Genomic DNA, 25,157 nt, shown 5'->3' on the forward strand with positions numbered 1-25,157 from the left:
CCACATTAATGCTTAGAAAAGTCCTCTATATTACCTTGATGTTCTTCGGATTTACGCTTTCTGCCCAGGAAGTGATCAAAACCATGTTCTACAATTTACTGGAGTTCCCTTCTGCACTTCCGGGTAGTCGTGCTGAGATCCTTCGGAATGTCTTGAATGAGTACGAACCCGACATCTTTATGGTGTGTGAACTTGAAAACGAAGTTGGCGCAGACCTGATCTTGAATATCTCCTTAAATGACGGTGACGGCCTTTACTCTCGCGCACCCTTCGTTCTTAACCAGTCGGGGTCCTCCAATTTGCAGCAATTGCTTTATTTCAGGACCGGCATGTTTACCTTGGAGTCTTCGGAAGTGATCACCACCAATATTCGTGATATCAATCGCTACAGACTAAAGCTTAGTACTGCAGATGGAACTACTAACCCGGTTTTTTTAGAAGTGTTCGTAACTCACTTAAAATCCAGTCAAGGCAGTAGTAATGAAGCACAACGCTTAGATATGGTTACAGCCTTCACAGATTTTTTAAGCACCATCGACCCAAATACCTATGTGATCTTTGCGGGCGATCTTAATTTGTACGACGCCAACGAACCCGCATATCAGGAGCTTTTGGACAGCTCGAATAACATCACCATGGCAGATCCTATCGATCGTCCCGGTGACTGGAACAACAATATCGACTTCCAAGACATCCACACCCAGAGTACCCGTATAAGCTCGGGTACATTTGGTGCAGGTGCCGGCGGCGGTTTGGACGACCGATTTGATTTTATTATGATATCACAGAACATGACCTCAGATCCTACCCTGCGCTACGTGCCGGATTCGTACAATGCTTTCGGAAATAACGGGAACTGTTACAATAACGATATTAGTGATGCCTCCTGTGATGGAGTGTACGGTCAGCTGTTGCGAAATTCATTGTTCAGTATGAGCGATCACCTTCCGGTAGTAATGGAATTGGAAACCGACAGGCAGATCGTGCTTAGTGTGGCAGATATGAATACCTCTGAAAGCGGTTTTCAACTGCAGCAGACCATGGCTTCGGAAACACTAACGCTGCTTATTGATGCGCTTTTGGAACCTATGACCCTTGACATCTATAATGTATTGGGACAACGATTGATGACTGTGGACGGCACTGCTTCCGAAGCGATCACCATACCGGTAGCACATCTTGCCAATGGCATTTACTATATAAAAAGCAGGGTTACCGGCAGTAAACCTCTCAAATTTCTTAAGACTTCTTGATTCTGAAACACCTTCTAATACTTGTTTTTTATTGCTGGACAGTAAGCCTGTTTGCGCAGCATGACATTGTTATTGATGCTACTTTGGATCCCGAGAAGAAAGAACTAAACATCAAACAAGCGGTAACTTTCAGAAATACATCCACGACCCCGCTTTCAACAATTTATTTCAATGACTGGGCAAACAGTTTTTCAAATAAAACAACACCATTAGCGAAACGATTTGCCGAAAACTACGACAGTTCCTTCCATTTTGAAAAGAAGGAGGATCGCGGAAGCACCACCCTGTATAGCATTGCCAATGCCGAAGGGCTTCCGTTGGACTGGCAACGTGGTGAAGAAGTAGACATTTTAGAGGTATCCTTATTGGAACCGCTGCTCCCGGGCCAAGAAGTTGTCGTGAAGCTTCTTTACACCATTAAACTGCCCAGTGATAAATTTACACGATACGGCGTCACTAGGAACAATGATTACAGGTTACAGCATTGGTACATTTCTCCGGCTGTGTACAATGGTGAATGGCATGCGTACAGCAATAAAAATACAGACGACCTGTTCTTACTGCCATCGCAATTTACCATCACGCTCCATACACCTCCGCGGTATCAGGTGATATCAGATCTTTCGGTTGTTTCTGAAACCATTTCAGAAAAAACAAAAACTACAATACTTGAAGGAGCAGATCGCGTCAAGGCGATCGTTCACTTGGAACAACAATCGAATTTTAAAAGTGTGGTGACAGATCGTGTTGAAGTGATCACTAATCTTGAAGATAAAAAGGTTTCACCGCCTATCAAAGCCTTATTAATCGATAGGATCACTTATTTCCTAGACAATAAATTAGGGGAATATCCATTTGAAAAGATGGTGATTAGTGAGTCTGACTACAAGAACAATCCTGTCTATGGGCTAAATCAGCTTCCCGATTTTATTAGTCCGTTCCCTGATGGCTTCGAGTACGACATGGAACAACTTAAAACCATCACCCGAAACTATATAGAGAACACCCTTCCGTTGCATCCCCGAAAAGATTATTGGCTCACGGGAGCGCTACAGATCTATTTAATGATGGAGTATGTAGAAACCTATTACCCCAAGATGAAGATCATTGGAAATCTTAGCAACTTTTGGGTGATACGCTGGTCACATGCTTCGAAGTTGGAGTTTAATGATCAATATCCGCTTCTTTACCTCAACATGGCACGTAATAATTTGAATCAGGCGCTTATAACCCCTAAGGATTCGTTGGTGAAATTCAATAAGAATATAGCCGGAGACTATTACGGCGGGGACGGTTTGGATTATGTTGCCGATTATTTAGGGCGTGATCAATTGAACCATGCGATCAAGGAATTCTATACGAAGTACCGTCTGAAACCGGTAACCTCTCAACAATTTAGAAAAACACTTGCTGCAAATACTACATTGCCAATTGATTGGTTCTTCGAGGATTATGTGGGCACAGATACGACCATTGATTTTAAAATAAAGAAAGTGCGCAAACGAGGCGATTCATTAAACGTCTTGGTGAAGAACCTACGAGATAATGCCATGCCTGTTTCATTATATGGAATCAACAAGGACAGCATCATTTTCAAACAATGGCTTTTACCTATCGACTCTACCGCAACGGTTACGGTTCCTGCCAAAGATGTTCGAAAATTGGTCCTCAACTACGAAGAGATCATCCCCGAATATAATCAGCGGAATAACTATCATAATGTCAGAGGCTTGCTCAACCGACCTATTCAATTCCGTCTCTTTCAGGATGTAGGTGACTCGAGGTACAATCAGTTGTTCTTTATGCCTGAATTCGATTACAACCTATACGACGGTTTGATCCTTGGAGCGAAACTCTACAATAAAACGGTGCTTCCCAAGGCATTTCATTATAACTTCACGCCAAAGCTGGGGCTGCGCTCCAATACGTTGTTGGGGAGTGGATCCCTTATATACACACAGCAATTTAAGAACCAACCGCTGTATGCGATGCGGTATGGTCTCGCAGGTAGCTATTTGTCGTACGACGAAGACCTCTTTTTCAGAAAGTTCACACCTTTTATGACCTTTGCTTTCAGAAATGAGGACTTACGGGATAATGAAAAACAGTTCATCAATCTTAGAAGTGTCAATATCTTTCGTGACGACAATCCTATGGACCCCGATCAAGATCCCAATTACAGTGTATTCGATCTTCAATATGTGTATTCGAACCCTAACCTTATTAATTATTTCAGGGGGGTCGTTGATTATCAGATCTCAGCCAAATTCAGTAAAATTTCTACCACTTTAGAATATCGAAAATTATTCTTGAACAATCGTCAACTAAACTTGCGCTTCTTCGCCGGTATCTTTGTTTTTAATGACACGCGTGAAGATGAAGATTTTTTCAGTTTTGCTTTGGACAGACCTACAGATTATCTCTTGGATTATAATTATTACGGAAGAAGCGAGGATTCCGGTTTATTCAGTCAGCAACTCATTATCGCCGAAGGTGGTTTTAAATCCCAGTTGGAACCTGCTTTCGCCAACAGCTGGATCACCACAGTAAATGCCAGTACCAATATTTGGAAATGGATCTATGCATATGGCGATGTAGGTTTGGTGCACAATAAAGGCCGAGGCACCAACGCGGTTTTTGATACCGGAATTAGAGCAAGTCTTGTTGCCGATTATTTTGAGCTGTATTTTCCCCTGTATTCTAATTTAGGATGGGAACCGGGATTACCCAACTACGATCAAAAAGTTCGATTTATTGTTACTCTGGATATAAAAACACTACTAAGTCTCTTCACGAGAGAATGGTATTGAGAATTGTTTCCGCAAAAATAATTTGTACACACATCTTTAATTTCCTCATTTATGAGCTTCTTTAACGACTGGCGTATCATTATTCTTTTATGTTTAACTTTGGGCTTAGCTCCATTCTTCCCCGAACCACATCTTTGGGGAAAAATCAAATGGATCGCCGGGGGTGCCAATGGCATGACACTCACAGATTGGTTTGATGTGGCCATGCATGGTCTCCCCTTTCTTCTATTGGCGAGATTGCTTATTCTGAAGCTATTACCGAAATCTAAAACCTAAGCCCGAAAAATTGCCTCATTTTCGCTACTTTTGTAATCCCTAATTTTTTGAAGATGCAAACAAATCCGGAGACGAACAGCGAACTATCTTTTGACGATTTTAAAGCCGAGGTCCTAAACGACTACAAAATTGCAGTAACCAGCAGAGAATGTAGTTTGCTGGGCCGTCGGGAAGTCCTCACCGGTAAAGCAAAGTTTGGGATCTTTGGAGATGGTAAGGAAGTCCCTCAACTCGCCTGGGCTAAGGCATTTAAGAATGGAGATTGGCGAAGCGGTTATTATCGCGACCAAACTTTTATGATGGCGATTGGTGAACTTACAATTCAGCAGTTCTTTGCCGGATTGTATGCGCATACCGATCTTGAGGCAGACCCCATGAGTGCCGGTCGGCAAATGGGTGGCCATTTTGCCACACATAGTTTGGATGCCAAGGGACAATGGAAGAACTTGACAGCGCAGAAGAACAGCAGTGCCGATATTTCACCTACCGCAGGACAAATGCCACGGCTTTTGGGGCTGGCACAAGCCTCTAAGATCTTCCGACATGTAAAGGGCATCAATAACAAAACAACTTTTTCTATCAATGGGAACGAAGTAGCTTGGGGAACGATTGGAAACGCGAGTACCAGCGAAGGGCTATTTTGGGAAACTATCAATGCAGCGGGTGTCTTACAAGTTCCTATGGTCATGAGTGTGTGGGATGACGCCTACGGAATTTCTGTACATGCAAAGCATCAGACCACCAAAGAAAATATTTCCGAGATCCTGAAAGGGTTTCAGCGTACAGACGAAGAACAGGGCTATGAGATCATGCGTGTACAAGGTTGGGATTACCCTACCCTCGTTGAAACCTATCAAAAAGCGAGCGCATTGGCACGTGAAGAACATGTGCCGGTATTGATCCATGTACTCGAACTTACACAACCGCAAGGACACTCTACCAGTGGATCCCATGAACGTTATAAAAGTGAAGAACGTCTTCAGTGGGAGCGTGAGTACGATTGTAATTTAAAGATGCGCGAGTGGATGATCACTAACAATATCGCTACGGAAGCATCCCTGGACGAGATCGAAAAATCGATTAAAAAAGAAGTTCGTGATGGAAAGAAAGCCGCCTGGGAAGCGTTCCTGGAACCGCAACGTAAAGAACAGCAGGAAGCGATTACCTTACTGACGAATCTGGCTGAAAGCTCTTCTAATAAGAACTTCATAGAAAAAATAAAGAATGAGTTGGCTTCAGAAAAAGAACCGCTTCGCAGAACCATCGCTGCTGCCACGCGAAAGGCATTGCGCTATGTGGTGAACGAAGATTCTTCGGAAAAAAGACAACTACTGGACTGGATCGAGAATTATTTTGAGACCATTCAGCCTAAGTACAGCTCGGACCTATATTCCGAAGCAGAACAGAACGCTACTACTATCGAAGAGGTGCTGCCCATCTATGCAGACGATGCCGAAGATGTGGACGGTCGCTTGATCCTTAGAGATAATTTTGATGCGATCTTCTCAAAACACCCGGAAGTACTTATTTTTGGTGAAGACGCCGGAAAGATCGGTGATGTGAATCAAGGGTTGGAAGGCATGCAGGATAAGTATGGCGAGCATCGCGTAAGCGACGCCGGGATCCGGGAAGCTACTATTTTGGGTCAAGGCATTGGAATGGCCATGCGAGGCTTGCGCCCTATTGCCGAGATCCAATATTTGGACTATATCTTGTATTGTCTTCAGATCATGAGCGACGATCTTGTCACCTTGCGTTATCGCACCAAAGGACGCCAAAAAGCACCCCTTATTGTGCGCACAAGAGGACATCGTTTGGAAGGTATATGGCACAGCGGATCACAAATGGGCGGATTGATCCACTTACTTAGAGGGATGTATATTTTGGTGCCGCGAAACATGACAAAAGCGGCCGGATTCTATAATACCTTGTTGGAAACCGATGAGCCTGCTTTGATCGTAGAATGTCTCAACGGATATCGTTTAAAAGAAAAGATGCCAAACAATCTGGGTGAATTACGTACCCCTATTGGTGTCGTGGAAACCGTTAAGGAAGGAACTGATATTACACTTGTTTCCTACGGAAGCACCCTTCGCATCGTAGAAGAGGCTGCAAAGGAATTACAACAGGTAGGGATCGATGCCGAGGTGATCGACGTACAGTCGTTGTTACCGCTTGATCTCAATCAAGATCTTGTAAAGAGTGTCCGAAAGACCAATAGGCTATTGGTGATCGACGAAGATGTCCCGGGCGGGGCTTCGGCATATATCATGAATGAAATTGTCGATGTTCAAAACGGGTATCAGTACTTGGACAGCAAACCGCAAACCTTAGCTGCAAAACCGCATCGCCCTGCCTATGGAACCGACGGTGATTATTTCTCGAAACCTTCAGCAGAGGACATTTTTGAAACTGTTTATAGCATGATGCATGAGGCAGATCCTAAGAACTTTCCAAAGTTAAGGTAGTCTTAAAGTGCTATGATTCTGAAACTTAATAGTGTATCTTAAGGAAAAATGCTAAGAAATCACTATTATGAAAAAAATTACGATACTCTTTTATACGCTGTGCGTAGCGGGTCTTCTGAACGCACAAGAAACTCCGCTAAACAATGCTCCCGTCCCGGAAGCTGAAGTGCCTCAGGTAGTGCGCACCTCACAGAAAGCCAATTTCCCCGATGGTTATGTAAGTAGTTGGTTTATCGACCGCGGACTCACCGCCGGCGATGATGCCCCCGTACGGTATATCTCACAATTTGGCGACAGTTTTAGTACGAATACGCATTTTGCTACCTATTTGCCTAATGGAATGCTGTTCTACGACGCAAAATTTCTGGAAGCAGCAATTATCCCGTCCGATATTATGTTACAAGTACGAAAAGCCTATGACGACTACGAGGTTGTACATGCTAAACTATTCACCCTCTACGAACCGAAACGGCAGATCTATCAAGTGAAGCTAAGAAATCAGGCATACATTCAAATGGCATATTATACCATAGACGGCAGACCGATCCCCAAAAAAGAACTTCCTGAAGCCCTTCTTGTTTTTAAGTATTAATGACTTTTTTTTGGAAAGCTGAAAAAATTGTCTAATATTTGATATTCAAGATAAAATGAAACAAGCGATGTTTTCGATCCTAGTAAATAATAATAATAATAACGCCCGGACGTAACAGAAACTTGTACCCTATACTTAAGACCCGTCAAGTTTCAAACCTGACGGGTTTTTTTGTGTCGTAGCGTATTATTTTTAACGTATATAGACCACGGGTAACATTGTAACTAACCAAATAAAATATAGAAATTATGTGTGGAATTGTATGTGCTTTCGACCTGAAGCAACCTTCCGAAAAATTACGGCCCCAACTATTGGAAATGGCCAAATGTATTCGTCATCGCGGACCCGACTGGAGCGGTATCTTCGATACTGACAAAGCGATCTTGGCTCACGAACGGCTGGCCATTGTAGATCCTACTTCCGGAAAACAACCTTTGTTCTCGCCGGATAAGAATCTCGTGTTGGCAGCCAATGGAGAGATCTATAATCATCAAAGTCTTCGGAAGCAGTTTGAAGGGCGTTACGACTTTCAAACAAAGAGCGACTGCGAAGTGATCTTGGCATTATATAAAGAAAAAGGCAACACCTTTCTGGACGAATTGAACGGGATCTTTGGCTTCGCGATCTATGATGTTGAACGAAACGCATATCTGGTAGCACGTGATCACATGGGGATCATTCCGCTATACATGGGCTGGGACAAAGATGGAACTTTCTATGTCGCTTCCGAATTGAAGGCATTGGAAGGGGTATGTACTAAGATCGAACTTTTCCCTCCGGGACATTATCTGGATAGCACCGAGGGCATCCTAAAACGCTGGTACCAACGCGACTGGATGGAATATGAGGCTGTTAAGGATAATGAGACTACTATTGCAACGCTCCGAAAAGCTCTGGAAGACGCTGTGCATCGTCAATTGATGAGTGACGTTCCTTATGGCGTTTTACTGTCCGGCGGACTAGACTCCTCCATCACGTCGGCTATTGCAAAAAAATATGCCGAAAAACGTATCGAAAGTGATGACCAAGACAAAGCATGGTGGCCACAGCTACATTCTTTTGCGATTGGGTTGGAAGGTTCTCCGGATCTCGCTGCCGCTCAAAAGGTGGCCGATCATCTGGAAACGGTCCATCATGAGATCAAATTCGCCATACAAGAGGGTATCGATGCCTTGAGAGATGTGATCTATCATTTGGAAACTTACGACATTACTACGATTCGTGCTTCTACTCCAATGTACCTCATGGCACGGGCTATTAAAGCAATGGGGATCAAGATGGTATTATCGGGAGAGGGAAGTGATGAGATCTTTGGTGGCTACCTTTACTTTCACAAAGCACCAAATGCCGAGGAATTCCATAAAGAAACGGTTCGGAAATTAGAGAAGCTTCACATGTACGATTGCTTGAGGGCAAACAAATCACTAGCTTCTTGGGGAATCGAAGGCCGCGTGCCCTTTTTGGACAAAGAGTTTATGGATGTTGCGATGCGAATCAACCCTCATGATAAGATGATTAACGGGGAGCGTATGGAGAAATGGATACTTCGGAAAGCATTTGAAGATATGCTACCTGCCAGTGTTGCCTGGAGACAGAAAGAGCAGTTTAGTGATGGTGTGGGCTACAGCTGGATCGACACCCTGAAGGAAATGGTCAACGAACACGTAACCGATGAGCAAATGGCGAATGCACAATACCGATTCCCTTTACAAACGCCTACAAGCAAAGAGGAGTTTTATTACCGTTCTATTTTTGAAGAACATTTTCCTAGTGATGCCGCTGCATTATGCGTGCCCTCTGTTCCATCGGTCGCCTGCAGTAGTCCAATAGCATTGGAATGGGACGAAAGTTTTAAAAATATGAACGACCCCAGCGGACGGGCAGTAGCTAAAGTACATTCGGATGCGTATCAAAAATAAGTTTGTACGAACCCGCTGTATGGGAAGCTGTTAATTTCCATTAAAAAGCTACTAAAACCACGTTAAACAGGGTGTCTGGATCATTCAATCTGGCAGATAGTTCGTATCTTAAAGGTATGGAAAAGATATTAGTAGCCGGTGCGACAGGCACCACAGGAAAAAAAATAGTAGCGCTTTTAAAGGATTCTGAACAGTTCACACCCGTGGCCATGGTACGGAAGAAGGAACAACAAAAGGAATTTGAATCACAGCAGGTAGCAACTGTACTTGCCGATCTCACTGAAGATGTTTCTCATACCACCCAAGGCATCGATCGTGTGATCTTTGCAGCCGGTTCCGGAGGGAAGGATGTAGTGAATGTGGATCAGGAAGGTGCTAAGAAGCTTATTGATGCTGCCAAAAAAGAACGGGTCAAAAAATTTGTGATGCTCAGTTCGATGGGTGCCGATCATCCGGAAGCAGCCACCGAATTAAAAGAATATTTACAAGCAAAACACAACGCCGATCAATACTTGGATATAAGCGGACTTACTTTCACGATTGTGCGCCCGGGAGCCTTAACCAACAACGAAGGATTGGGTAAGATCAAGTTGGAGCACAAGCTCAATGAACGCGGCGAGATCCCACGATGGGATGTTGCGAGAACGCTTGTTAAGAGTTTGGATACAGACGTGGCAAAAAATCAGGCATTCGAGATCCTTACCGGAGAAACCAAGATCGAAAAGGCCGTGGAAGATTTTCAAGTACTTTCATAAGATAAGTGATAAATACTCACAAAAAAAGCAGGACTCCTCCCGCTTTTTTTTTACTTCATTTTGTGGAATGTTACCTTAAGGCAACCATTTCTTATCAAAATTGGGCTTTCGTTTTTCTAAGAATGCATCCCGCCCTTCCTTGGCCTCATCGGTCATGTACGCAAGGCGTGTGGCTTCTCCTGCAAATACCTGCTGCCCCACCATTCCGTCGTCGGTAAGATTCATGGCGAATTTCAACATTTTTATTGAGGTAGGCGATTTCGCTAAGATCTCCTGCGCCCATTCAAAGGCGGTTTGTTCAAGATTTTCATGCGGGATCACGGCATTTACCATCCCCATTTCATACGCTTCTTGTGCGCTGTAATTCCTGCCGAGGAAAAAGATCTCCCGTGCACGCTTTTGCCCTACCATCTTGGCCAGATAGGCACTTCCGTAGCCCCCGTCAAAACTCGTCACATCGGCATCGGTTTGTTTGAAGATGGCGTGTTCCTCACTGGCAAGGGTGAGGTCGCACACTACATGAAGGCTGTGTCCCCCACCTACTGCCCAACCGGGTACCACGCAGATCACCGCTTTGGGCATAAACCGAATTAATCGCTGTACGTCCAGAATATTCAGTCTGTGATATCCATCATCCCCGACATAACCCTGGTGTCCCCTAGCCTTTTGATCACCACCACTGCAAAAACTGTAGACCCCATCCTTTGGTGACGGACCTTCTGCCGACAGCAACACAACACCAATACTTGTATCCTCCTGCGCATCGTGGAAAGCATCTAATAGCTCGGAAGTGGTTTTGGGACGAAACGCATTACGCACTTCGGGGCGGTTAAAGGCGATGCGAGCTACTCCATCGCACTTTTTGTACGTGATATCTGAATATTCTTTCGCCGTTTTCCAATTCGGTCTATGCATAATTCTTATTTTTACGTCAAAGATAAGACTTCTGGGCACATTTGCCTATGACAGTTTTAGGAAGTACTAAAACAAACACCATGCGAATTTTATTTTTTTTCTTCGGAATTTTTCTCCTTTCTATTCCGCTTTCAGCGCAAGCACCGTATCAGTTTACCGAAATCATAGACTTGGAAACCACGCCGGTAATCAGTCAGGGTCGCACCGGTACCTGCTGGAGCTTTTCAACCTCTTCGTTTTTAGAGTCGGAGATCATGCGACGCACCGGGAAGCAGATCGATCTTTCTGAAATGTACACGGTGCGTAACACGTACCCTTTAAAGGCGGAGAATTTTGTGATGCGACAAGGCAAAGCACAATTTAGTGAAGGCGGATTAGCGCATGATGTGATCAATTCGGTGGCAATGTATGGCTTGGTCCCTAACGAAGCTTACAGTGGTTTGTTCCCTTCCGAAGAAAATCACAACCATGCCGAACTAGTCGCAGTCCTTGAAGCTATGGTCAAGACCTATGTGGACAATCCGGGTCGCTCTCTTAGCCCAAATTGGAAGAAAGCTGTTGCCTCTGTCCTCGATGTTTACTTAGGAAAGAATCCCGAAACTTTTACCTACGAAGGGAAACAATACACCCCGAAGAGCTTCTTGGCGATGACAACATTAGAGCCTAAGGAGTATGTGACCATTACCTCATTTACGCACGCACCTTTCTATACTGAATTTGTGTTGAACATTCCCGACAACTGGAGCAATGGCACTATGTATAATGTACCGCTGGATGAAATGATGGCAACGATAGACAACGCACTGGAAGAGGGTTTTTCAGTGGAGTTGGATTGTGATGTGAGCGAACGTACGTTCTCATCAAAAGATGGTGTGGCGGTCATGCCGAAGGATTCGGAAAACAACATAAAAGCACTGCAAGGAATTTATCCCGAAGCCTTTGTGAATCAGGAGTTTCGGCAACAGGAATTTGAGAATTACAGTACGACCGACGATCATTTAATGCATATCACAGGCATGCTCCGTGACCAAAACGGAACAAAGTATTACAAAGTAAAGAATAGCTGGGGCACGGACGAAAGTCGGAACGCCAATGGCGGGTATGTATATTTTAGTGAAGCGTATATGCGCTTAAAGGCCATAAGTATCATGGTGCATAAAGATGCCGTTCCAAAGAACACGTCAAAAAAGTTAAACTTTTAGTGGTTTTAAAAAATAGGAATCATTTTTGATACATTTGTCAGCATGAGAAACGTCCTGTATCTTCTTTTTTTACTTCCGTTCTTGGCGAGTGCTCAATACGATTTTGAGACGCGTTATTTCACGATCACGGCCGAATCGCTCCCGGAGATAGAGGATTTGACCACTGCGTCGTTTTCATTGGATAATGCTCCTGTGCTGAGTACGAAGCTTAAGACTTTCCAAATGAATACCGAAAACTACCGTCAACCGGTAGATATGATCACAGCAATTGCAGAGAATGAAAATTTTGTACAACGTAAAGTAGATACCGCACCGCTTTTGCAAAAGGAATTTGGTTTTACTGTCACAGGCCAAGGTGTATATCCGGCCGATGCGGCTTCGGGTGTGAAGAACATTGCCTATAAGGAAGTTCGTGGTCTCGACCTGTTAGACCCTTGCCCTCCGGTGGGCATCTGTTCCCGATGTGCTCCCTATCGCGTAGGTAGAGGATACTAAGACAAGATTTCAAATACTAAAACCTCCTTACGCCCCTGTATCAAATGTATCGATCAGTTCGATACCATCCTCTTTGATCGTTATCTGTTTTTCTTTGTAAAGCGTACCGATTGCCTTTTTAAAACTTTTCTTACTCATTCCCAATTCATTCTTAATGGTATCCGGGTCGGTCTTATCATGAAGAGGTAAAAATCCGCCGGCTGCTTTAAGTTCATCCAAAATAAAATTTGCATTGGGTTCAATGCTTCGGTAGCCTGGAGGTTGCAGCACTACGTCTATCTTATTGTCTTCACGCACTTTTTTTACATAAGCCGTAAGTCGGTCGCCACTGCGGATATCCTCAAAGATGTCATCGATATAGATCAACCCTTTGTGCTTACCGTTTACAATCACATTGGCTCCTTTTTCAGTAAGGTGTGTCACGAGTACGTCCACGGCATCAAATTTCTCAACAGAAACGGTTGTGTTATCTACAAAGCGATTGGTCTTGCTGGACCCTACAAGCCGATTCGTTACTTCATCCAAATAGAGGTAAACAATGTACCAACTCCCTACTTTCATAGGGCGTGCCTGTTCTTTGAAAGGTACAAACAATTGTTTTTCCAAGCCCCAATCCATAAAGGCTCCGTATTCGTTCACATCACTGCAATGCAGATAACCAAAATTGTGTAAGGTCACAAAAGGTTCCAGAGTGGTCGCAATAGGTCGCTCTTCATTGTCGAGATATAAAAACACCTTGATTTCGTCACCAATTTCGAAGGATTCCGGTTTGTATTTATGAGGTAACAGCACTTCATTTCCTTCTCCATCGCCTAAATACAGGCCGGGATCGGTCTCTCGAAGTATGCTAAGTGTATTATATTCACCAAGTTGAATCATAGGTGCAAAGATACAATTTCCGAAGGGATAAAAAGGACAAAAAAATGAAGGGAAATTCGATCCTATTTGTTAATTTCACGTTCACATGAATGCGACCTCTCCCCACAATTTTCCCGCATCGGTTCCATTGCGTCACGTTATGGAAACGGAGTTGGGCATGGTGTATTTTTACGATAATATTGTGGTGGTAGAAGCGTACGAGGGTGTTACAGTTTCCTACAGCACCGGTTTCTCCATTCTAATTAAAGGCCTTCAAAAATTAGGAACGCGCCCTTGGGTGTACATTGCCAACCGCATCAATTCGTATTCGGTGAATCCTAATGACTACAAATACTTAGAAAAGATCCCTACGCTACAGGGGTTGGTCATCATTACCCCCGATGAGCTTGGCAAAAAGAATGCGGCCTTAGAAGCTAATTTCTTCAACAAGCCCTTTACCGTAGTTGATGATCTGGCTTCGGCCTATAATTTTGCTCAAGGGTTGCTTAACGGAAACATCTCTACTTGATGTACTTGAAGTAATCCAGCAGGACGCTATCATTCACTTCGGAAGGTGTAAAAATCTCTAGTAATCCCGGCCTTTCGGAAGCTTTAAAGAAACTACCCATTGTCCCTTCTAAATCGGCGGGGTCTTTCACGGCCGTATATTCAAATCCGAAGAGTTCGCACAAAGGTTTTGCGGTAAGCGTGTGCTTTGTCTCAAAGAAGGTCCCAAAATTCTCGGCATCCTTGGCGCCGGGCAAAATTCTAAAGATCCCGCCACCACCGTTATTTACAACTATTATTTTGAAGTCCTTCGGAATGTATTGATTCCACAGCGCATTGCTGTCATAAAAGAAACTTAGATCGCCTGTAACATAGACCGTAGCTACTCCCGAAACCATAGCAGCGCCAATGGCTGTGCTCGTACTACCATCGATACCGCTGGTACCCCTGTTACAATAGACCTCGATAGAAGAATGGATGTCAAACAACTGGGCATATCGAATGGTGGCACTGTTACTTAATTGAAGGTGTATGTCTTTTGGAAGCAGTCGAAACAGTGTCGAAAACACTTTAAAGTCTGAAAATGGTACCGAATCCGTGTATTCGGCATGTTTTGCTAATCGGTGTTGTTGTATGCTGTGCCAATGCGTGCGATAGTCGCTCGTGACCGGCTGTGTTTTCGGCAAGAATGCCGGAAAGAAACTGTTGGCAGTCGTCTTAAAATGGTGGTCGAGCGTAAAATAAGTATCGTAGGCCCTTTTGGGGTCAACATGCCAATGGTGATCGGGTTGGTAATTTCGTAGGAATGCCTTTACTTTCTTAGAAACGATCATGCCTCCAAACGTAAGGAGCACGTCGGGTCGCAATGCTTCAAATCCTTTGGCATCCAAAGGAGCGATCAATTGGTCGATGGACGGAAAGAATGCGGGGTGCTGTGCATTGGAGGTCGCTTCGGTGAAGACAACTACGCTGGGATCGTTCGCCAGTGCATCCAGCCACTTGTGCTCCACGCTATGCGGCGGCAAGGCACCCAACAGAACCATTTTTCGCTCGGCCTTGTTCCAACGCTTCAGATATGCCGATAGGTCTTCGGTAACAGGGCGCTTAGGGTTTCGCGCAGGAACATGCTGCGGTCGCACCGAAGGAACTTCTGAAGTGTGGTACAGTGGTTCAGAGAAGGGAACGTTGATATGAACAGGGCCTTGCAATTCAATGGCCGTATTTAAGGCGACGTTAATCAGTGTCTCATTGGCAATTTGATGTTCTGTACCTTCCTCACAATTCGCACTGTACAGAATGTGATTGGCAAATACATTTTCCTGACGAATCGTTTGTCCGTCCCCTATTTCAAGCAAGGCTGCGGGCCTATCGGCCGAAAGGACCACCAACGGGATATCACTGTAGAACGCTTCGGCAATTGCGGGATAGTAGTTCAGCAAGGCAGAGCCTGAGGTACACACTACCGCCACGGGACGTTTTAATTGCTGTGCCATGCCTAAGGCTACAAAGGCTGCACAGCGTTCGTCTACAATACTGTAACACGTAAATCCGGGGTGCTCTGTAAAGCCAAGGGTAAGCGGTGCATTTCTGGAACCGGGAGATATCACGATGTGATCGATGCCTTTGGCAAGACACAATTGTGTCACCGTTTGGGATAGAGGCTTATCTGAAAATTTCATCGGCCACAAAGGTACGAAGTCGGATAGAATTTTTAAAGTATCGGCTGTAATACCTGCAACATTGTTTGTAACTTAAATTGCGTCTCCTGCCACTCGGCATAAGGCACCGAACCCTTTGTGATCCCGCCGCCAGCATAAAGTGTTGCGGTAGTTCCCGCGATCTTCATCGCACGCAGATTGACATACAGCACCGAGCACTTATCATCCCCACAGATAGGGCCTAGAAAACCGGTGTAGAATTCGCGATCGTATTGTTCGTGTTCCTTTATAAAGTCCCTTGCGAACTGCTTTGGCGTACCGCATACCGCAGGAGTGGGATGCAAGGCTTTCGTGATGGTCTGCAAGGTCGCCTTTCCACCTTTTAGGATGCCTGTAACGTCCGACCGTAAATGGGCCAGAGTACCGGCGGCATGGGTATAGGCCTTAGAAACCTTAAGTACGTCGGTTACCTTCTGCAGGCTATTGGTAATGGCATCGGTGACGATCTGCTGTTCCTCGATCTCCTTCTCATTCCAGTAAATAGGGGTCTTTGCTGAATATTTCTGGGTACCCGCCAGCGCCATGGTGGTAAAGGAGTTTTTTTCGGTCTTTACGAGGATCTCCGGAGTGGCCCCGCACCACAATTCGGTTTCGGGGTGATACCACAGATACCGAAACGCCTTCGGATACAGTGAAAAAAGTCTTTTAAATACTTCCGAAGCATTGAAACCGGAAAGAGCGATCACCTTTTTACGTGAAACTACGATCTTTTCGGCCTTATGATTTCGTATCGCCTGCAGTGCTTTTTCCACGAGTTGTTCGTGCCTGTTCATTTCTTCAGCTGTATCGGGCACTGAAATATCTTTTAGAGCAGCATGCTCTCGGGGCATTGGTGTTTCAAATCGTTCCGACTCCGATTCGGGGATGCAGCAGTTTCTGTCTTTGAAATCGAAAGGTGCCATAACGAAACTTTTCTCCGTAAAATTCTCGGTGTGATGTAGCTGTGCATCCCTCTGAAAATACGCCACCACCGTCTCACTGTCGGGTAAGGCATACAGAACAAAGGGAAGTTTTTTACGATACTGTTCTTCTAGTTTTTCAGCGAGTAATGTTAGTTCCATACATCTTATGTACGTAAAGTGAGCGTCGTTAGTTTTACCATGGAGATCAATTCGTTTTTATCGTTTGTAATCGGGATTTGCCACAATTGTGTGGTCCTTCCTTTATGCAGGATCTTGGCAGTTGCATATACAAATCCGTCGCGTACACTTTTCACATGATTGGCTGATATTTCGATGCCTCTAATTTGCAGGTCCGTACTCCCCAGAAAAACAAAGGAACCGGCACTGCCCACACTTTCGGCCAAAGCAACCGAAGCACCACCGTGCAAGATCCCATCGGGTTGATGCACTCTTGAGGTGACCGGCATTCTGGCCACGATCGTATCTTCGGTGACATCGATGAATTCGATCTGCAAGGTCTCCAATAGGTTATTCTTGCACAACTCGTTGCATCGGTTCAAAATGTCTTGTTTCTTTTTCTCCATAGCTTTACGTTACCTTTGTAAAATTACAAAATCGACTGCAACTATGACTTCAGAAAAACAGGTTTCTTTTCAAGCCACCAATACCTATTCTACCCGCAATGTTTTTTCAGAAAAAACCAAGAATGTGTGGTTCGTTTTTCACGGCATGGGATACCTAAGCAGGTATTTTTTAAAGTACTTTGAAGCACTCGATCCCGAATTCAACTACATTATCGCACCCCAAGCGCCTTCCAAGTACTACATGGGCAAAGCATTTAAGCATGTGGGTGCCTCATGGCTTACCCGCGAACAAACGGTTGCAGAGACACATAATGTACTCACCTATATCGATGCTGTGGCTCAGGCAGAGCAAGAAGCATTGGCCAAAGCACCTCGCACGCTGTTCCTTGGCTATTCGCAAGGGGTGTCTGTTGTTACCCGGTGGATGGCCTTCCGGCAGGTATCGTGTAATGAACTAGTGCTTCATTCCGGGGGTATCCCCAAAGAACTCACTGCTGCCGATTTTGCCTTTCTATCTGAAAAAACGAATGTCACCTATCTTTACGGAAACAAGGATCAATACATTACCGAAGCCCGAAAAACGGAAGAGCAGCTTAAGGGGTCTCAATTGTTCGGTTCGCGATTAAAAGTTCAGGTTTTTGAGGGCATACACGAGGTTCATACGCCATTTCTTACAAGTTTAGAGTAACATCAGTATTGAAAATTTTGTGCATTTCATCGATTTTTTTTGCATTATAACTTTTAATATCATTAATTTACTACATAATGTAAGAATAATCAACCCCCGAATCATGAAAAAATTCCTACGAAACCTTAGCCTTATGTTGCTCACGGTACCTCTTTTTGCGCAGGTGCCGGCAAAAGAGAAACAAGCATTATTGGATCTGTATGTTGCTACCCATGGGGAGCAGTGGATCAAATCTTGGGACACGAACAAGCCGGTACAAGAATGGCAAGGTGTGACCGTAGAGAACGATCATGTAGTGAGTTTAAGTTTGCTGTTTAATAATTTGCAAGGTAGTATTCCTGCCTCTATTGCAGACCTTGAAAAACTGCGTACCTTAGAATTGTCATTCAATAACATTTCGGGATCCTTACCTGAAAGTATAGGAGATCTAACCCAATTAGAAGTACTAGCTTTTAACGGCAACAAACTAACCGGAACGATCCCGGTATCCATCGCCATGCTTACCAATTTGAAGCAATTACATTTAAGCAGCAATGCGTTGAGCGGAAGCATTCCCGAAGCCATTGGAAATTTAGCTGAATTAGAGATCTTTAACGTATTTGATAATAAATTAGAAGGGAACGTTCCTTCAGGTTTGGCGACCAACAGAAACTTAAAGGAATTGATGTTAGCCGAAAACAGGTTGACCAGCACTACGGATTTTTCAGCGGTGCTGTTGACAAATTCAGGTTCAAAATTAAATTTAAAAGAAACCTTATTAAACCCTCCGGCTCAGTCGGTTATAGCAATTGAAACCCCGGAAGACGGTAATTAGTAAGAAAAGTAATACAGTCAGCCTCAACAATTTAACATGTATCGGCAAATGATGTTAGAGATAGGTTAAGAATTTAGCTGTATTCGATAAAAACCCTATATTGCCAACGATATTACAGTTTATTTAGATATAAGGATTAATATTGGTTAATTAATGGTCTTATATTCTGATGCAGCGGCTCCTTCGAGGAGCCGCTTTTTTTGCTGTGCATCCTGGGGCTTTTCCATACACCTTTCTTATTATTTTCTTATCTTACGATACGTTCCGTTTAATGATCCTCTCATGAGAACACAGGTGTTTTGGTTTTTTCTATTGCTTTCACTGTCCTTGACAACAGCGGCGCAGTCCTTCACAGGCAGCTTCGACCTTGTTGTTGTGCAAGAATATGCCAACGGTAACGTACGAACCGATACGGTCTCCTATACTTTCACTCCAGAACGTACCGCCATGATCCTACACGGGCGTGGAAATGAACCCGATATGCGTATGCTCTTCGATACCGGTAAAAAAGAGATCGTTGCCCTTTTCCTGTTGGATGGCAAGAAACTGGGGTATACCCTGCCCATGGATGAATCCCACTGGCCGGGCATGCCACATGCATTGAAAACCCCACCCAAGTCCCTACCGCTCGCTACTTCGGCACCCGAAAAGGTGATCGATGACCGGAAGACTCGCGAAGTACGTTCGGAAAATGATGAATACATTGCCACTTTGTGGATTGATGAAACGATCCCGTTATCCATGGCCCAAGTGCTGAGCTATCAGAGTGTAGGGAAAGGTAAATCTAAGAAAGAGATCGAACTTTTCAATCAGTTGGGAGTTTCAGGTTTTCCGCTGGAAGTCCTTCTGAAAAGCAAAAAAGGAAAAGCCGATGTGCAACTCAAGGTCATCCATCTTAGCAAGGAGGTAAATCCTGCCATGTTCTCTTCCGAAGGATATAGCGTGCGTACGATAGAATAATGCAGTCGCATTGCATATTCACCAAACCTTCTTTCAAAAAAAATAGGTACATTTAACTCAAACTTATTTTTATGAAATTCCATTACCTCCTCCTGTGTTCGTTGATTTCCCTGAACGCACTATCCCAAAGCTATTTTCAGAAGAAACCCACGCCCACGCACATTGCGAATCGCAGCGTGGTCACACCCATTGTCGCCACTATCGGGTATCAAGGCTATGATGAGTCTCAGGCTTATTTTGGCGAAGGGGAATATGAGATCTTCCTCGATCTGGTGGATGGAACGCTAGACAAACCCATCATTGTTCTGGACGGCTTCGACCCCGGGGACAGTCGGGATATCACTGGGCTATATAACAGTTTGAATTTTGACGGACAAAACCTGGCTGATATTGTACGTAATGAGGGTTTTGATATCGTTGTACTGAATGCACCTACTTATATCACAGACGGGAAAACAATTGACGGCGGTGCGGATTACATTCAGCGAAACGCCATGGTCCTCATAGAGCTTATCGATCTGCTTAATGCGCAAAAGGTAGGCAACGAAGAACTTGTGGTGTTGGGACCCAGTATGGGCGGACTCATCGCTAGGTACGCACTGGCTTATATGGAACAAAACAGCTTAGATGCCGAAACACGACTTTATATTTCTTTCGATTCGCCCCACCGCGGTGCGAACATTCCTATTAGCTTGCAGTACCTTATCAATTATCTGGCGCAGCAGACCGGAGACGCCGATGCGCAAGCCATAGTCGATACTGTACTCAATTCGCCGGCAGCCAAGGAAATGCTGTACGACCATTTGTTGGGTCATTTACAGGCAGGCTCAGATTACCTGCAAGACCCAACTAAATTACTTCCCATAGGTGCTCCAAATTTCAGGGATGCCTTTCAGTCGGAACTGGACGCGTTGGGCTTTCCGCAGAACGTTCGCAATGTCACCATGGTGAATGGCAGCGGACAAGGTACTGCTACCGGTATGGCGGGCATGCAGGTGGTAGACACGACGCTGGACCTGGGCGGTGGTGCGACGGCCGATGTATTGTTACATTTCACTCCTGAAGCAGGTATTACTAACAATGTGACTGACTTTCAGTCGTTCTTTTTCGGGATCCCGGTAGACACCTTTTTAGCAGATGCACAGGCCTTCGGGTTTACAGATGGTATTGACAGTGCCCCCGGCGGGACATCCAATATCTCTAACGCCTTGGGCGACGGCAGTGGGAATCCGGTAATTGCCGATTTCATTGCGGCGCTGGATCAAGACGAATTCTCTTTTATTCCTGTGATCTCTGCGTTGGCCATCGAGAACGAAGACGACTGGTATGCTGTACCCGACATAGGCGGCACGCACACGTCCCCCTTTGTGAACAGCTACATCCCTTCTACCAATGAATCGCATGTGATGGTGACAGCCGCCAGCGCACAATTCGCATTAAACGAAATACGGCAAACATTAGGTATCGAAGACCACACTTCCCTAAAACGATATACCTTGGTGCAGAACCCCATAGGTGATTACCTGCAATTACAAGTGCCACAAGACCTTCAAAGTACCGTCACACTTACAGCTTATGCGATAACGGGTGTGCGGCTCTTTGAAAAAACGTTCCGCAATCCTTCCGGAACCATCACGCTGGATCTGCCATTGGTTACCGGAAGTTACTTGCTTACCGTTTCAGACGCCGTAGGCAGTGAGACCCTTCGATTCATTGTAAACAACTAACAATGCCTATCATTAAAACGCATACCATACGATTCACTATGTGTTTACTGTGTAGTCTGTTGGTGAGTATTCTAACAGCTCAGAAAACAGAGACGGATGCAGCAGAAAGTATCATTGCGCAGGTTTGGCAACCCTTTAAGACTGCCTATGAAGCACGGGACAGTGAAACCTTTAAAGCCTTGCATACCGAGGACATGCTGCGCATTACAGACGAGCACCTGCTTACCGGAGCCGAATACAAAGCGTCTATAGACCGATGGCAACCTTTGCCGGACGGAAGTAGCATGACGATTGATCTTGCGTTGGAAAGTTCTAACGTTACGGGTACAAACGCCTATCAAGTGGGGTATTACCGGGTGCTGTTTTCCGAAAAGGGCAAGGAACCTGAAGCGTATTACGGTCAGTTTCATGTGGTATTGAAACAAGAGAACGGTGTGTGGAAGATCGCACAGGATTTTGATACCGGCACTGTGAATGGTGTGGCTGTGGATGCTGTATTCTTTGACAAGGCCCGTTTATTGAAGTTAGAGTAAGGCTTCTTTTTCTTCCTTTTCTTTTTTCCATTAATGAATTATTCTCAACTTTTTTTTATTCATACTTTCGTATTGTTTTTTAAGGAATTCATGAATGCTTCGCATTTGCTGGTAAGAAAGAATTTGTATTTATAGTGTGATTCGTGGGTTGCTTTCTGAGGCCGGTTTGGATTCTAAATAACTTTATCAATACCCATTCACCACTCACGCTTTACCATTCACCATTTACGATTCCCTTTACCCACTTACCTTTCAGGTTATTTCGTTTTACAATGTGGGGAAATTGTGTTATTTTTAGGGTGATTTACTCCCCGGTTTACACGTTGTCTTGTTGTAAACAAATTACTATGAAGGTGGTATTGGAACCTATACGGCACCGCGGTGCTGTTCGAATCGCGATCCGTTTTCCGTTTGAGGTGGCGCTAAAAGGCTATGTGCAACGTTTTGAAGGGGTGACCTTCAGTAAAACACATAGATGCTTTTATGTAAGCTATTCGGCTTCAGTGTTGGAACGTCTTTTGATCTATCTTAGAATGGAAGGCTATTCGGTAGATGCGACTGCTTTCCGAAGTGCTTCGGAACAGACTTTGCGTTCGCAACGTGCTTCGGAACGACGGCTTGTGCCCCTCTCGCCGGAACGAAACGCCTTATTCGACACGTTCATCAAATTTCTGAAAGGGAAGCGATACAGCAAGAACACCATAAAGGTCTATGGCGGATTTGTGCAAGAATTCCTTCAGTATACAACCCCTAAGCCCCCAGAATCCCTTACTAAAGACGATGTGCGACTCTATACCGAATGGGCCGTACAGACGCTGGATTACTCCATAAGTACGCACCGGCAGTTGGTGGGTGCCTTGAAACAGTTTGCCTATTTTTATCCGGTGTGTGCCATTGATCCCGAAACTATTGAACGGCCGCGTCGTGACCGGAAATTACCTACGGTACTAAGCAAAGAGGAGGTACTGAACCTTCTACGGGTGACCAAGAATTTAAAGCACCGAGCCGTGCTCGCCCTACTGTATTCTTCGGGTTTACGTATTGGGGAAGTGATCGCTTTGGAACTTAATTGTTTTGATATTGAGCGAAAGCAGTTGCATATCAAGAACGCGAAAGGTCGGGTGGATCGTGTGGTCATCCTAGCGGAGAGTTTTATTCCGTTATTCCGAAATTATTATTACAGCTATCAGCCAAAACGATACTTTGTAGAAAATCCGAATGGGGGTATGTACACGGCAGGTACGATACGTGCGGTATTGCGAAAGAGCTGTAGGCTGGCCCATATTAAAAAGCGAGTGACGCCTCATACATTGCGGCATAGTTATGCAACACATTTGCTAGAGAACGGTGTCGATCTTCGATATATTCAAGTGCTGTTGGGGCATAGCAGACCGGAAACAACCATGTTGTACACACATGTAGCGACTCGTGATCTGCAGTCGATACAGAGTCCTCTGGATGTTGCCCTACGGGCACTAGCTTCTCGAGAGCAAGCGCCGGGAAGTTCGAAATTGGGGGATGGTCTTTCCGGGGTTCCGGGATTAGAGGGGTAAGGTTGCATGTTTTGGTGCTTTTGTTATTTTGTATGAAGTGAGCTGTTTCTTTTTTTTCTTTCTTTTTTCCATTAATGAAACTATTCCAACTTTCTTTTATTCATATTTTCGTATTGTTTTTTAAGGAATTCATGAATACTTCGCATTTGCTGGTAAGAAAGAATTTGCATTTATAGTGTGATTCGTGGGTTGCATTCTGAGGCCGGTTTGGATTCTAAATAACTTTATCAATACCCATTCACCATTCACGCTTCACTGTTCACCATCTCCTGCTCACTGCTCACTGCTCACTCCTCCGGAGCATGGTTGGGTTATGGTGGGGTTATCGTGGGGTTATCGTGGGGTTATCGTGGGGTTATCCCGGAAATTATGCAGGTGTTCCTTTTTATGTTCGTATTTTGTGGAGCAGCCCCTTGAATGAGCATAGGGTTTTTCCTGTTTTTGGAATGGTTTGCGGTTTTGTTTGTGGGGGTATTACAAATTTTACTATTTTGTGAGGGTGTATGATACCGGCGTCGTTGCTAGGGCTATCGGGCATTGCGATTGTTGTTTTAACCGTGTGATCTCCGGGCTATCGTGCATAAAATACAAGATATAACACGTTATACACAGGCGAATGAAAATTAAAATTTGGGATTTGACAATGATTGCATTTGCGCTAATAATTGTTGGAATTTCAATTAGCGGGCATATTGTAGGACAAAATGCATATGATTTCAATTGGTGGATTGCTCTTCTGATTTATGCGATTCCAGCATTTTTTTTATCAGCTTTAAATGGAATATTACTTCTAGGTGCTCAAAAATTAGTTAAACATAATTATTTCCGAATTTGTATTGGATTGATTCCTTCAATTGTTTTACTCGGATTTTTATTTACTCTTAATGGAAGTTTGGAAGATATAGATGGACCGATGGAATTTATTGCCATTTCCTCCATAATACCGATTTTCATAACATATCTGATTTGGATTCGAAAATTTCTAAAATCTGATGAGAGCGCCAGTGTATAACATCGCATATAATACAGCGGTCACACCCGGCTTCAATTAAATTTTTCTAACTTTATCAAAAATTTGTTAAGGCTGATAAATACGTAACAGCGGCGCCACTGCCCACGGCTGATTCGCACGCTGCGCTTCCAACGCTCAGCCGATGCAGCCGCTCAAAGCCCGCCGTATCATATGCAAACCGTTACCGTAAAATGGCTTCGACAGAATTTCAACTGATTGAATTTCTAAGATCTTTATCAATTCCGATAGTTTTGTAGTCCTTCTGACAAAACTCTGATTGGACCAACACTCTGATTGCTCGGAATGGTTTCTGATTTTCAGTGAAAGTCTGTCCCGGCCGAAAGATCCGGCTCGCCACTTAAGGTAACATTGTATACCGTCCATTGCTGCCGATTTTCCTACTCGGAAAATCTTTGCAAGCAGTTAATGAGGAATTTTTAACTATTTTAGTCAAAACGTTCCGCAACGGAACGTTATACAAGACCGTTGGGCACAATTAGAGAAAATGATTCCAAACAAAACTTTGATAATTTTTATCCTCTGCATTTCGAACTTTGTTTTTTCACAGAATTTATCTGATAAAATAAGTGATTCCGTATGCACTTGTTTGTCTAGT

General features: G+C 44.3%; 22 protein-coding genes. 17 read left to right on the forward strand and 5 right to left on the reverse strand.

Translation table 11 applies throughout. The features are described from left to right. Nucleotides 1-8 precede the first annotated feature (8 nt). The 7 genes from AACZ11_RS06155 (at nt 9) to AACZ11_RS06185 (ending at nt 10,073) form a co-directional block, all read left to right on the forward strand. On the forward strand, nt 9-1,253 hold the full coding sequence (locus tag AACZ11_RS06155; RefSeq protein WP_290628621.1) for a hypothetical protein: 1,245 nt from the start codon (nt 9-11) through the stop codon (nt 1,251-1,253). After that, a complete protein-coding gene (locus AACZ11_RS06160) occupies nt 1,250-4,063 on the forward strand; it encodes a metalloprotease (RefSeq protein ID WP_339831816.1) in 2,814 nt (937 codons plus the stop codon). Before AACZ11_RS06155 ends, AACZ11_RS06160 begins: the two co-directional genes overlap by 4 nt. Nucleotides 4,064-4,114: 51 nt before the next feature. Further along, complete coding sequence (locus AACZ11_RS06165) at nt 4,115-4,339, forward strand: hypothetical protein (RefSeq protein ID WP_339831818.1); 225 nt, start codon at nt 4,115-4,117, stop codon at nt 4,337-4,339. A 53-nt stretch (nt 4,340-4,392) separates the two neighbouring features. After that, a complete protein-coding gene (locus AACZ11_RS06170; RefSeq protein ID WP_339831850.1) occupies nt 4,393-6,807 on the forward strand; it encodes a thiamine pyrophosphate-dependent enzyme in 2,415 nt (804 codons plus the stop codon). Between the two features lie 67 nt (nt 6,808-6,874). Continuing rightward, on the forward strand, nt 6,875-7,399 hold the full coding sequence (locus AACZ11_RS06175; RefSeq protein ID WP_339831821.1) for a hypothetical protein: 525 nt from the start codon (nt 6,875-6,877) through the stop codon (nt 7,397-7,399). A 248-nt stretch (nt 7,400-7,647) separates the two neighbouring features. Next, entirely contained in the window at nt 7,648-9,318 is a 1,671-nt protein-coding gene (asnB, locus tag AACZ11_RS06180; RefSeq protein ID WP_339831823.1) for an asparagine synthase B, read from the forward strand. A 116-nt stretch (nt 9,319-9,434) separates the two neighbouring features. Beyond that, on the forward strand, nt 9,435-10,073 hold the full coding sequence (locus AACZ11_RS06185) for an SDR family oxidoreductase (RefSeq protein ID WP_339831852.1): 639 nt from the start codon (nt 9,435-9,437) through the stop codon (nt 10,071-10,073). 75 nt (nt 10,074-10,148) lie between these two features. Here the strand turns inward: AACZ11_RS06185 and AACZ11_RS06190 are convergent, their stop codons facing one another. Then, a complete protein-coding gene (locus AACZ11_RS06190) occupies nt 10,149-10,988 on the reverse strand; it encodes a 1,4-dihydroxy-2-naphthoyl-CoA synthase (RefSeq protein WP_339831826.1) in 840 nt (279 codons plus the stop codon). Between the two features lie 80 nt (nt 10,989-11,068). Between AACZ11_RS06190 and AACZ11_RS06195 the strand changes: the two genes are divergently transcribed. Together AACZ11_RS06195 and AACZ11_RS06200 are read left to right on the forward strand one after the other, a co-directional pair. Continuing rightward, nucleotides 11,069-12,190, forward strand: coding sequence for a C1 family peptidase (locus AACZ11_RS06195; RefSeq protein ID WP_339831829.1), 1,122 nt, complete (start codon nt 11,069-11,071; stop codon nt 12,188-12,190). A 42-nt stretch (nt 12,191-12,232) separates the two neighbouring features. Next, nucleotides 12,233-12,685, forward strand: coding sequence for a hypothetical protein (locus AACZ11_RS06200; RefSeq protein ID WP_339831832.1), 453 nt, complete (start codon nt 12,233-12,235; stop codon nt 12,683-12,685). A gap of 27 nt (nt 12,686-12,712) precedes the next feature. Here the strand turns inward: AACZ11_RS06200 and AACZ11_RS06205 are convergent, their stop codons facing one another. Beyond that, entirely contained in the window at nt 12,713-13,564 is an 852-nt protein-coding gene (locus AACZ11_RS06205) for a S1-like domain-containing RNA-binding protein (RefSeq protein WP_339831835.1), read from the reverse strand. Between the two features lie 85 nt (nt 13,565-13,649). Here AACZ11_RS06205 and AACZ11_RS06210 point away from each other — a divergent pair, with 85 nt between their 5' ends. Beyond that, nucleotides 13,650-14,072 carry a hypothetical protein gene (locus AACZ11_RS06210; protein WP_339831837.1) on the forward strand — a complete coding sequence of 141 codons (423 nt, stop codon included), beginning with the start codon at nt 13,650-13,652 and terminating at the stop codon, nt 14,070-14,072. Here the strand turns inward: AACZ11_RS06210 and menD are convergent. The 3 genes from menD to AACZ11_RS06225 are packed head-to-tail and all read right to left on the reverse strand — an operon-like array spanning nt 14,065 to nt 17,254. Continuing rightward, the gene (menD, locus tag AACZ11_RS06215) at nt 14,065-15,729 is read right to left on the reverse strand and encodes a 2-succinyl-5-enolpyruvyl-6-hydroxy-3-cyclohexene-1-carboxylic-acid synthase (RefSeq protein WP_339831839.1); all 1,665 of its coding nucleotides are present in this window, start codon (nt 15,727-15,729) and stop codon (nt 14,065-14,067) included. The genes AACZ11_RS06210 and menD overlap by 8 nt on opposite strands. Nucleotides 15,730-15,761: 32 nt before the next feature. Continuing rightward, entirely contained in the window at nt 15,762-16,829 is a 1,068-nt protein-coding gene (locus AACZ11_RS06220; protein ID WP_290625607.1) for an isochorismate synthase, read from the reverse strand. A 5-nt stretch (nt 16,830-16,834) separates the two neighbouring features. Beyond that, a complete protein-coding gene (locus AACZ11_RS06225) occupies nt 16,835-17,254 on the reverse strand; it encodes a PaaI family thioesterase (protein ID WP_290625609.1) in 420 nt (139 codons plus the stop codon). Nucleotides 17,255-17,297: 43 nt separating this feature from the next. Between AACZ11_RS06225 and AACZ11_RS06230 the strand changes: the two genes are divergently transcribed. The 7 genes from AACZ11_RS06230 to AACZ11_RS06260 all read left to right on the forward strand — a co-directional run bounded on the left by AACZ11_RS06230 (nt 17,298) and on the right by AACZ11_RS06260 (nt 24,541). Further along, on the forward strand, nt 17,298-17,942 hold the full coding sequence (locus AACZ11_RS06230) for an esterase (RefSeq protein WP_290625611.1): 645 nt from the start codon (nt 17,298-17,300) through the stop codon (nt 17,940-17,942). Nucleotides 17,943-18,045: 103 nt separating this feature from the next. After that, nucleotides 18,046-18,756 (forward strand): Two component regulator three Y domain protein, encoded by a 711-nt coding sequence (locus tag AACZ11_RS06235; RefSeq protein WP_290625613.1) that lies wholly within the window; start codon nt 18,046-18,048, stop codon nt 18,754-18,756. Nucleotides 18,757-19,038: 282 nt separating this feature from the next. Beyond that, nucleotides 19,039-19,716: a hypothetical protein gene (locus AACZ11_RS06240; RefSeq protein ID WP_290625615.1), complete on the forward strand. Its 678-nt coding sequence runs from the start codon at nt 19,039-19,041 to the stop codon at nt 19,714-19,716. 71 nt (nt 19,717-19,787) lie between these two features. After that, nucleotides 19,788-21,443: a T9SS type A sorting domain-containing protein gene (locus AACZ11_RS06245; RefSeq protein WP_290625617.1), complete on the forward strand. Its 1,656-nt coding sequence runs from the start codon at nt 19,788-19,790 to the stop codon at nt 21,441-21,443. A 2-nt stretch (nt 21,444-21,445) separates the two neighbouring features. Beyond that, nucleotides 21,446-21,976, forward strand: a complete 531-nt coding sequence (locus AACZ11_RS06250) for a nuclear transport factor 2 family protein (protein WP_290625619.1) — start codon at nt 21,446-21,448, stop codon at nt 21,974-21,976. Between the two features lie 347 nt (nt 21,977-22,323). Then, complete coding sequence (locus AACZ11_RS06255) at nt 22,324-23,529, forward strand: tyrosine-type recombinase/integrase (protein WP_290625621.1); 1,206 nt, start codon at nt 22,324-22,326, stop codon at nt 23,527-23,529. Between the two features lie 616 nt (nt 23,530-24,145). Then, nucleotides 24,146-24,541, forward strand: a complete 396-nt coding sequence (locus AACZ11_RS06260) for a hypothetical protein (RefSeq protein ID WP_290625623.1) — start codon at nt 24,146-24,148, stop codon at nt 24,539-24,541. Nucleotides 24,542-25,157: the final 616 nt, after the last annotated feature.

This window comes from uncultured Altibacter sp. (assembly GCF_963972995.1).
GTDB lineage: Bacteria > Bacteroidota > Bacteroidia > Flavobacteriales > Flavobacteriaceae > Altibacter.